Here is an 8,798-nt window from a genome sequence, read left to right as displayed (position 1 = left end):
CCAGTGCCCGAGGCCGTCGAGGACCTCGGTGCGCGCCCCGGCCCGGTCGGCGGCTCGCCCGCGCGACGGTCCGGGACGGGCGAAGGGGTCGTCGGTGGCGAGGATCGACAGACCCGGGCGGGCCGCGGCTTTCTCCAGGTCCCGGCCGGCCTCCGCCATCGCGGGCTGGCGCGCCGAGCGGTACAGCAGCAGGATCGCGCGGGCCATCTCCGGCCCCTGCCCGGCGGCGATCTTCTCGCCCGTCTCCAGCGGTATGCCGAACGTGGCCATCCGCTCTGCGCGTTCGCGCACCGTTCCGCCGAGCAGTTCGTCGACCAGCTTCTCGCCCTCGCCCTCGGTCTGCCACACCTGCGCCATGTCGTGCCAGACGTAATCGGGGTCGAACAGCCCGAGGACGTCGCTGGCCCAGCTACGCACGAGCTCCGGGCGGTGCATCACCACGTTCACCACGTGGCCGCCGCCCCAGTCGTGACCGACGAGGTCGATCGGACCGTCGATACGCGTCAGCTCGTCTTCCAGCCAGTCCCGGTACGCCGTGAACGTCGCGGCGAAGCCGTCGGGAAGGGGGGCGCCGAAACCCGGGGGCGACAGCCGCACCACGTCGTCACGCCCCAGGGCGTCGACCAGTGGATCCCACAGGGCGTCGGTCTCCGGGTTACCGTGCACCAGGACGATGGTCATGGTCTCGATCCTGGCACGGCGCGAGGGCCGCGGTCAGGACTTCTTGACCTTCAGCACCCGCTTGCGCAGGCCTTCGGTGGCGGTGTCGAGCAGACCCTTGGCGCCCTTCTTGATCAGGAAGCCGGGCAGCGGCACCAGCGGGTCGACGGTGAGCTCGAACCGCACCTTGGTGCCGTCGCCTTCCGGGGTCAGGGTGTAGCGGGCGTCCTGGCCCTTCTGCTGCTTCGATTCCACGAGCGTCCAGCTGACCCCGTCGTCGTGCACGGTGTAGTCGAGCACCTGCTCGTCGCTGACGCCGACGATCTTCACGACCTGCCGCGAGCGTTTCGGCCTGCCCTCGTCGTCACGCTCGAGGATCTCGACCTCCTGGTGCGCCGACGACCATTCGGTCAGCGATTCGAGATCGTAGAGCACTTCCAGGATTTCGTCCGGAGTCGCCTCGATGAGGATCTCGCGGGTCTCGGTGATGGCCATGGTGGGCTAGTTGCCACCCTTCTTCACTTTCAAAACCTGCTTGCGCAGTCCGTCGGTCGCGGTCTCCATCGCGCCCTTGAGCGCCCGCTTGAGGATGAAGCCGGGGATCGGCACCGACGGATCCGCGGTCAGGTCGAACCGCAGCCGGATCTTGTCGCCTTCCGGGGTCAGCGTGTACTTGCCGTCCTGCGCCTTGAGCTGGCCGGCCGACACGAGTGTCCAGCTCGCGCTCGAGTCGGTCCAGGTGTACTCGACGACCAGTTCGTCGGAGATGCCCGCGGACTTCACCTTCATCTTCACCCGGTGCGGCCTGCCGTCGTCGTAGGCCTCGAGGACCTCGGCCTTCTGGTACTGGGGCGACCAGTCCGGGGTCGATTCGACGTCGGCGATGACGTCGAGGATCTCCTCGGCGGTCGCTTCGACGAGCACTTCACGGGAATCGCTGACGGCCATGGCGTGACCATAGTCAGCGTGCCGGCGCGGCGGGTTACTTCCCCCGCTTCCGCACCGCGAGCACGCGCGAGCGCAGGCCGTCGGTCGCCGTGTCGATCACGCCCTTGGCCGCCCGCTTGAGCATGAACCCGGGCATCGGCATGACGGGGTCGACGGTCACCTCGAAGCGCACCAGGGTCCGGTCGCCCTGCGAGACGAGGGTGTAGCGGGCGTCCTGCGAGCGCTGCCACGTCGAGCTGACCAGGGTCCAGCCGTAGCCGTCGTCGTGATAGGTCAGGGCGATCTCGGTCTCGTCGGTGATGCCGACGGTCTGCACGGTCGCCCTGCTGCGCAGCGGCCTGCCGCGGTCGTCGCGCTCGAGCACCTCCGAGCTCTTGTGCGCGGGCGACCACTGCGGCAGCGATTCGAGGTCGAGCATGACGCCGAGGATCTCCTCGACGCCGGCCTCGATGATCACCTCGCGACGCAGCGTGACGGCCATCCGTTGACGATAGGCTGCGCGCATGACTGAAGCGGTCGATCCCGCGGTGCCGCCGAGCGGAACCGGTTGTGTGGAATGCGATGCGGACGACGGCTGGTGGGTGCACCTGCGGCGCTGCGCGGCGTGCGGACACATCGGCTGCTGTGACGATTCGCCCGCCCGGCACGCCTCGGCGCACTGGCGCGGCAGCGGGCACCCGATCATCCAGTCCTTCGAACCGGGCGAGGACTGGTTCTGGAACTTCCAGACCGACGACTACTACGACGGCCCGGAACTCGCCGCGCCGCACAGCCGTCCGGCCGACCAGACGGTTCCCGGCCCGCGCGGCAGGGTCCCGAAGGACTGGGCCGAGCAGCTGCGCAACCGCCGGGACTAAAAGCGCAGGTGCGTACCGTTTCCGAACCCGGCGACCAGGGTAATCAGCGCCGGTGAGCAAGGAAAAGCCGGACACCAGCGAGACCGACAAGGGTTCCGATCAAGCCAAGGACGACGTCATCAGTGATCCCGCCGAGGGCGCCGACGACAGGGTCGACTGGTCCAGCGAGGGCGGTGCAACGCCAGGCGGTCCCGCCGACACCGGCGATCCCACCCAGTAGTCATCTGTAGGACTCGGCGAGTGCCGAAAGCGTTTCGGCAGCAGAATGTTTCGGCGTCCAACCCAGCTCGGTGCGCGCCCGCGTGGTGTCCATCACCACCGACGTGCGGCCGATGTGCAGCCATTCCAGCGCCGACGGCACGAAGGGCAGTCGCGCGACGACCTCCGACGCCGCCGACACCGTGACTCTGGGCACCCGCACCGGTCGCGCACCGAGTGCGTCGGCCACCTCGGACATCGACAGCACGCCGTCGCCGGCGATGTTGTACGCCCCCGGCGGCGCCGCACTGGTCGCGGCCAGCGCGATGGCGTTGGCCACGTCGTCGTGGTGCACCAGTTGCAGCGGCGTGCCGGGGTCCGGGAACGGCGGTTTGAGCAACGGGAACATTTGGGTGGCGCGGCGGACCGGGCCGGGCAGCTGGTTCCAGGGCATCACCTCGGCCAGCGCGGGCGCGTCGGGACCGGCCACGATGCACGGCCGCAGCACGAACACCTCGAGGCCGGAGCCGTCGGTGACCTCGGCCAGGGCGGCTTCGCAGGTCGCCTTCTGTTCGGAGTAGTAGTGCTCGGGCGAGCCGCGTGGCGGGACGTCCTCGGTGATCGGCACGGGGTTGTCGGAGTGGTAGCCGTAGGCCGCCACCGACGAGGTGTACACCAGTCGGCGCGGCCGCTCGGCGGCCACCGTCGCCTCGAAGACGTTGCGAGTGCCCACCAGGTTCACCCGCGCGCTCTCGGCGCGCGAACCCATGATGATGAACGCCAGGTGCACCACCACGTCGGCGTCGGCCACCAACGCGTCGACGGCCGCCCGGTCGGTGATGTCGCCCTGCCGGTACTCGGTACGGGTCCAGCCCCGCGCCGCCGGATCGAAGGGTCTGCGGGCCATCCCGATGATCCGTTCGACGTCGGGGTGGCGCTCCAGCGCGTCGACCGCCGACTTGCCGATCTCTCCGGTGGGCCCCGTGACAGCGACGCGAAGTGGCATTCCCAGGTCTTTCCCGGCGCCCGATCGGGTGAAACGTTGAGAACCGGGCCCGCAGGGAATAGAAAGGACACCTACCTCAGAGGAGTGCGATGAAGCTCATCTCGCCGACCGATTCGATGTTCCTGCTCGTCGAATCGCGCGAGCACCCCATGCATGTCGGCGGCCTGCAGTTGTTCGAACCGCCCGACGGCGTCTCGGGCCCGGACTTCCTGCGCGAGATGCATCAGCAGATGGTCGAGCACACCGAGTTCCACCCGACCTTCCGCAAGCACCCGGGAACGCTGCTCGGCGGCATCGCCAACCTCGCATGGGCCGAGGACGACGAGGTGGACCTCGACTACCACCTGCGGCGGTCGGCGCTGCCCTCGCCTGGCCGGGTGCGCGATCTGCTCGAGCTGACATCGCGACTGCACGGCACACTGCTCGACCGGCACCGGCCGCTGTGGGAGGCCCACCTCATCGAAGGCCTCAACGACAACCGGTTCGCGGTCTACGTCAAGTTCCACCACGCGCTGATCGACGGGGTGTCGGCGCTGAAGCTCACCCAGCGCACACTGTCCACCGACCCCGACGACCCCGAGCTGAGAGTGCCGTGGCACCTGCCGCGCAAGGAGCGGAAGGCCGAGCTGGAACAGCCGTCGCCGAACCCGCTGCAGGCGCTCAGCCGTCGGCTGGGATCGGTTGCCGCGCTGGCACCCTCGACGCTGTCACTGGCTCGTTCCGCGCTGCTCGAGCAGCAGCTGCAACTGCCGTACGGCGCGCCGCGGACGATGTTCAACGTCCCGATCGGCGGCGCCAGGCGGGTCGCGGCGCAGTCCTGGGCGATGGAACGGCTGCGCGCGGTCAAGTCGGCGGCCGGCGTCACGGTCAACGACGTGGTGCTCGCGATGAGCGCCGGCGCGCTGCGCGCCTACCTGCTGGAGCAGAACGCGCTGCCCGACGCGCCGCTGATCGCCATGGTCCCGGTGAGCCTGCGCACCGAGGAGGAGGCCGACACCGGCGGCAACATGACGGGCGTGGTGCTGTGCAACCTCGCCACCGACACGGCCGACGCCGCCAAACGCCTCGAGATCATCAGCACGTCGATGCGCAACAACAAGAAGGTCTTCACGCAGTTGCCGCGCGTGCAGCAGTTGGCGCTGTCGGCGACGATGATCGCCCCGCTCGGTCTCGGCGCCGTGCCGGGCTTCGTCTCGGCCGCGCCGCCGCCGTTCAACATCGTCATCTCCAACGTGCCGGGGGCCAGGGAGCCGCTTTACTGGCGCGGCGCCCGCCTCGACGGCAACTACCCGCTGTCGATCGCGCTGGACGGCCAGGCGGTGAACATCACCGTGGCGAACAACGCCGACAACCTGGACTTCGGGCTGGTGGGCGCCAGAGGCAGCGTGCCGCATCTGCAGCGTCTGCTCGGCCACCTCGAGGATTCGCTCAAGGATCTGGAGCGCGCGACCGGCGTCTGAGTCTCAGGCGTCGGCCAGCGCCTGCTTGGCGGCGTTGTAACCGGGAACGAAGGTGATGCCCGGGCCGCCGTGGCAGCCGGCGCTGCCAAGGTAGAGGCCCTGCACCGGAAGCGGTTGATCGACATGGCCTTTCGGACCCGGGCGGTTGGGGCCCAGTTGCTCGGGGTGGACCAGGCCGTGGCAGTAGTCGCCGCCGGGGGCGCCGAACATGGTGCCCATGTGCTTGGGCGTGAAGGTGGTGTGCCGGATGATGCGGGACTCGAAGTCGGGTGCGATGCGGCAGATCTTCTCGATCACCCGCCGACCCATCTCGGTCTTCATCTCGCCGTAGCCCGACTCCCCCTGCTCGACCGGGAACCACAGCGAGAACGCCGACGCGGCGTGCTTGCCCGGCGGTGCCAGGGTGGGGTCGTTGACCGAGGGGATCTGCAGCGCGATCGACGGGTCGGCGGGCACGACGCCGTGCCTGCAGTCCTCCCACTGCTGCTGCAGTTCCTCCGGGGTGCTGAAGATGCCGATGTTGGACTGCATGGCGGGGTCGTTGAGCATTTCGTAGGGTGCGGCGAATTCCGGTGTGCCGTCGAGCGCGAAGTGCATCTGCAGGTAGCTGCCCCGGTGGTCGACGCGGGCGTACCTGGCGCGGATGTCGGCCGGTATCGCGGCGGGGTCGAGTAGTCGCGTCACCGTGAGGTCGGGCGCGACGGCGGACACCACCACCGGCGCGGTCAACCGCGTGCCGTCCTCGAGGCGCACGCCGGCGACCCGGCCGTAATCCACCAAAATCTCGGCGACGTCGGCGCGCAGTCTCACTTCGCCTCCGGCGGAGGTGAACACGTCCTGCAGATGCGACGTGAGCGCACCCATGCCGCCGCGCAGCTTCTTCACCAGCAGGGTGTTCTCGTCGGGAACGGCGAAGCCGTACGCGAGTGCCGCGGCGGTGCCGGGGGTGGCGGGCCCGCGGTAGGTGGTGTTGACCGCCAGCAGCGCCAGCATCCCGCGCAACGCACCGTGCTTCTCACGCTCGGGCAGGTAGCGGTCGAGCACGTCGGTGACCGAGCCGAACAACAGGTCGGTGATCGTCGAGCGCTCGAACTCGTTTGCGGCACAGGCATACATCTCGTCGAGCGTCTTCGGCGGCCGGCCGGCCTCGAAGCGCCCGAGCGCGCGGGTCGGGGCCTGGCTCCAGGCCATCAGGCCCGCCATGCCGTTGACCGCCTCGGCGCCGTGCACCTCGTTGAGGTGGGTCAGCAGCCGCATCGGGTCGGTGTAGTAGACGACCGGGTCGTCGCCGACACCGCGCAGCGACACCGACATCACGTCGAGGTCGACGGTCGGCAGCGTGTCGAGACCGAGCTCGCGGCTCACCGTCGCGGCGGTGGGGATCTGCACCGAGCCGGCGATCTCGAACCGGTAGCCGTCGAAAAGCTCGACGGTGGAGGCCATTCCGCCGGCGTAGCGTTTGGCCTCCAGGCACACGGTGCGCAGGCCGGCGCGTTGCAGCAGCGCCGCCGCCGTCAGTCCGTTGTGGCCCGCTCCGACGACGATCGCGTCATGATCCGCCATCGGCTGAGGCTGACACGGCGGCACATGTTTTGTCAATATTGACGAAACTCGCGGCGGGGCGGCGCTGGTTTTTGCATCCAGGGCTGCGATCGGCGTGGCATCACAGCCCTCAGCGCAGAAACGAGGGCCGTCAGTCGATGATGCCGCCGCGGAGCGACTCCAGCGCGGCGCGGCACAACCGGGCCAGCTCCGGCAGTGAGCGTGGCTCGCTGAGCATCCACATTTCCATCGCCCCGAACACCGCGGCGGCGATGCAGCGCGCCGTGACGGTGAGCCGCAGCCGCTCGTCGGAGTCCGCGAGTGGCGGGCGGTCGCGGGCCAGGTGCTCCTCGACCGCCTCGGCGAAGTCCGCCTCGACCTGGCGGATGTGCCGCACGATGCGGCCCGGGTCGAGTTCCTCGGACCGGAGCGCGGCGATCTTGGCGACGGCGTCGACGTCGTAGGGCGCCGCGAGGATTGCCGAATGCACCGAGTCGACCAGCGATTCGTCGGCGGAGCGGTCGGCGAGCGCGGCGCGGAACCACTGCAGCCCGGCGTCGTAGTCGGCGAACAGCAGATCGTGCTTGGACGCGAAGTGCCGGTAGAACGTCCGCAGCGACACCCCGGCGTCGGCGGCGATCTGTTCGGCCGAGGTGTCCTCGACGCCCTGGGCGAGGAAACGCACGAGCGCGGCCTGGCGCAGCGCGTCGCGGGTGCGCTCGCTGCGGATGGTCTGAGCAGGCCGGGCCATGCCGGTAACGTACCCGCCTCCCCGCCGCGCTCAGGGCGTCGGCGTGAGCAGGGCGATCGACGCGTCGACGGCCTCCTCGGTGACGTCGCTCATCCGGCCGCCGTCCTCGACGGTGATGGCGGTCAGCTCGCGAAGCCCGCCGAGCAGCATGATGACCCGTTGGCGCGACACCGGCCCGATGCCGGCGGCCCGGAAGCGGTCGGTGCCGCCGAGCGCCTGCACCATGTCGACGAAGTTGTCCATCACGTCGCGTTGCAACCGGCGCGCGGACGCGCCGAGCGACGGCATGTCGCGGATCCAGCTCAACATCAGCGCCGGACGCGACTCCGCGGAGGCGATCCACGCCACGATCGCCTGGCGCACCTGGTGCTGCCACGCAGTGGTCGGGTCGACGGCCGCCGAGATGCTGCGGATGTGTTCGTCGTTGGCGGCGGTGAGCAGCGCGACGAAACAGGCTTCGCGATCTTCGAAGTATTCGTAGAAGGTCCGGCGTGAGGTCCGGGCACGGCGGACGATGCCGGCGATGGTGGTCTTCTGGTATCCGTCCTCGGCGATGGACGCCTCGAGCGCGTCGAGCAACCGCTGCCGGAAGCCGCCTGCGTCCTGCCGGCCGCCATGCCGATCGGCGATCACTGCCTGTCCTTCGCGTCCGCCCCTGCTGAGTGGCCAGGGCCGGGATCGAACCGGCGACCTTCCGCTTTTCAGGCGGACGCTCGTACCAACTGAGCTACCTGGCCGGAAGGCACCGGCCTGACGACCGGTATGCCTCGCCGTGATGGCGACCCTGACGGGACTCGAACCCGCGACCTCCGCCGTGACAGGGCGGCGCGCTAACCAACTGCGCCACAGGGCCTTGCTGCAGTGCCACACCGACGTCGCCGCCGGTGCGTCGTACCCCCTACGGGATTCGAACCCGCGCTACCGCCTTGAAAGGGCGGCGTCCTAGGCCGCTAAACGAAGGGGGCCAAGCCGAATCTCTTCGGGGTACTCACAACGCGGACGTTGTGAGCTTCGATAGCTTAGATTACCGGCTGCCGAATCCTCAAATGGGGCCCGTCAGGCGGCCCGGTATTGTGTTTCACCGCGCCCCTATAGCTCAGTTGGTAGAGCTACGGACTTTTAATCCGCAGGTCCCAGGTTCGAGCCCTGGTGGGGGCACCACCCGAACGTCCCAAGTCAGGACGTTGCTCGCCGCACCGGCAGCTTGCCGACGCTGCCGCTTCAGGCCTCCGCGTCAGCAGCGTGTCAGCACCACGACGTTTGACGTCCGTCATGGCGCTCAAGGCAAACCCGGGAGGCGCCACGTGAACAGGCAGGCCAGCGGCGACTGGGGCCGGTACGGCCGAAGCAACGCAGTCCTACCCCGAATTGATCGA

11 protein-coding genes and 4 tRNA genes are annotated in these 8,798 nt (G+C 69.3%); 4 read left to right on the top strand and 11 right to left on the bottom strand.

All coding sequences use genetic code 11. The features are described 5' to 3' along the window. The 4 genes from Q2100_RS05695 to Q2100_RS05680 form a co-directional block, all read right to left on the bottom strand. Positions 1-681 (bottom strand): alpha/beta fold hydrolase (locus Q2100_RS05695; RefSeq protein WP_302913193.1); only part of this gene is annotated, 681 nt, incomplete at its 3' end. Between the two features lie 33 nt (positions 682-714). Beyond that, the gene (locus tag Q2100_RS05690; RefSeq protein WP_269892779.1) at positions 715-1,155 is read right to left on the bottom strand and encodes an SRPBCC family protein; all 441 of its coding nucleotides are present in this window, start codon (positions 1,153-1,155) and stop codon (positions 715-717) included. A 6-nt stretch (positions 1,156-1,161) separates the two neighbouring features. Beyond that, positions 1,162-1,608: an SRPBCC family protein gene (locus tag Q2100_RS05685; RefSeq protein ID WP_302913192.1), complete on the bottom strand. Its 447-nt coding sequence runs from the start codon at positions 1,606-1,608 to the stop codon at positions 1,162-1,164. 34 nt (positions 1,609-1,642) lie between these two features. After that, entirely contained in the window at positions 1,643-2,089 is a 447-nt protein-coding gene (locus Q2100_RS05680; protein ID WP_302913191.1) for an SRPBCC family protein, read from the bottom strand. 22 nt (positions 2,090-2,111) lie between these two features. Between Q2100_RS05680 and Q2100_RS05675 the strand changes: the two genes are divergently transcribed. After that, complete coding sequence (locus tag Q2100_RS05675) at positions 2,112-2,465, top strand: UBP-type zinc finger domain-containing protein (protein WP_302913190.1); 354 nt, start codon at positions 2,112-2,114, stop codon at positions 2,463-2,465. Between the two features lie 52 nt (positions 2,466-2,517). Next, a complete protein-coding gene (locus Q2100_RS05670) occupies positions 2,518-2,685 on the top strand; it encodes a hypothetical protein (protein WP_264013914.1) in 168 nt (55 codons plus the stop codon). Here Q2100_RS05670 and Q2100_RS05665 read toward each other — a convergent pair whose 3' ends face one another. Beyond that, positions 2,686-3,669, bottom strand: a complete 984-nt coding sequence (locus Q2100_RS05665) for an NAD-dependent epimerase/dehydratase family protein (protein WP_302913189.1) — start codon at positions 3,667-3,669, stop codon at positions 2,686-2,688. Positions 3,670-3,758: 89 nt separating this feature from the next. On the opposite strand from Q2100_RS05665, the gene Q2100_RS05660 reads away from it, so the two are divergent. Beyond that, positions 3,759-5,129, top strand: coding sequence for a WS/DGAT/MGAT family O-acyltransferase (locus tag Q2100_RS05660; RefSeq protein WP_302913188.1), 1,371 nt, complete (start codon positions 3,759-3,761; stop codon positions 5,127-5,129). A gap of 3 nt (positions 5,130-5,132) precedes the next feature. Here the strand turns inward: Q2100_RS05660 and Q2100_RS05655 are convergent, their stop codons facing one another. From Q2100_RS05655 to Q2100_RS05630, 6 genes are all read right to left on the bottom strand, one after another. Continuing rightward, positions 5,133-6,692 carry a phytoene desaturase family protein gene (locus tag Q2100_RS05655; protein ID WP_302913187.1) on the bottom strand — a complete coding sequence of 520 codons (1,560 nt, stop codon included), beginning with the start codon at positions 6,690-6,692 and terminating at the stop codon, positions 5,133-5,135. 130 nt (positions 6,693-6,822) lie between these two features. Continuing rightward, positions 6,823-7,422, bottom strand: a complete 600-nt coding sequence (locus Q2100_RS05650) for a TetR/AcrR family transcriptional regulator (RefSeq protein ID WP_302913186.1) — start codon at positions 7,420-7,422, stop codon at positions 6,823-6,825. 30 nt (positions 7,423-7,452) lie between these two features. Then, positions 7,453-8,055, bottom strand: coding sequence for a TetR/AcrR family transcriptional regulator (locus tag Q2100_RS05645; protein WP_302913185.1), 603 nt, complete (start codon positions 8,053-8,055; stop codon positions 7,453-7,455). A gap of 30 nt (positions 8,056-8,085) precedes the next feature. Next, positions 8,086-8,159, bottom strand: a tRNA-Phe gene (locus tag Q2100_RS05640). Between the two features lie 39 nt (positions 8,160-8,198). Next, positions 8,199-8,275: transfer RNA gene (locus Q2100_RS05635), tRNA-Asp, on the bottom strand. A gap of 39 nt (positions 8,276-8,314) precedes the next feature. Beyond that, positions 8,315-8,387: transfer RNA gene (locus Q2100_RS05630), tRNA-Glu, on the bottom strand. Positions 8,388-8,507: 120 nt separating this feature from the next. Between Q2100_RS05630 and Q2100_RS05625 the strand changes: the two genes are divergently transcribed. Next, positions 8,508-8,583 (top strand) — tRNA-Lys (locus Q2100_RS05625). Positions 8,584-8,798: the final 215 nt, after the last annotated feature.

The sequence above is a fragment of the Mycolicibacterium arseniciresistens genome, from assembly GCF_030519285.1.
Lineage (GTDB): Bacteria > Actinomycetota > Actinomycetes > Mycobacteriales > Mycobacteriaceae > Mycobacterium > Mycobacterium arseniciresistens.
Note: the sequence above shows the minus strand (reverse complement) of the source record. Positions and strands in the feature narration are given on the sequence as shown.

Bases quoted from the DNA above. Each gene is read 5' to 3' on its own strand.
- Q2100_RS05675 (WP_302913190.1), top strand. From the start codon at position 2,112: ATGACTGAAGCGGTCGATCCCGCGGTGCCGCCGAGCGGAACCGGTTGT.
- Q2100_RS05650 (WP_302913186.1), bottom strand. From the start codon at position 7,422: ATGGCCCGGCCTGCTCAGACCATCCGCAGCGAGCGCACCCGCGACGCG.
- Q2100_RS05655 (WP_302913187.1), bottom strand. From the start codon at position 6,692: ATGGCGGATCATGACGCGATCGTCGTCGGAGCGGGCCACAACGGACTG.
- Q2100_RS05685 (WP_302913192.1), bottom strand. From the start codon at position 1,608: ATGGCCGTCAGCGATTCCCGTGAAGTGCTCGTCGAAGCGACCGCCGAG.
- Q2100_RS05690 (WP_269892779.1), bottom strand. From the start codon at position 1,155: ATGGCCATCACCGAGACCCGCGAGATCCTCATCGAGGCGACTCCGGAC.
- Q2100_RS05680 (WP_302913191.1), bottom strand. From the start codon at position 2,089: ATGGCCGTCACGCTGCGTCGCGAGGTGATCATCGAGGCCGGCGTCGAG.
- Q2100_RS05665 (WP_302913189.1), bottom strand. From the start codon at position 3,669: ATGCCACTTCGCGTCGCTGTCACGGGGCCCACCGGAGAGATCGGCAAG.
- Q2100_RS05660 (WP_302913188.1), top strand. From the start codon at position 3,759: ATGAAGCTCATCTCGCCGACCGATTCGATGTTCCTGCTCGTCGAATCG.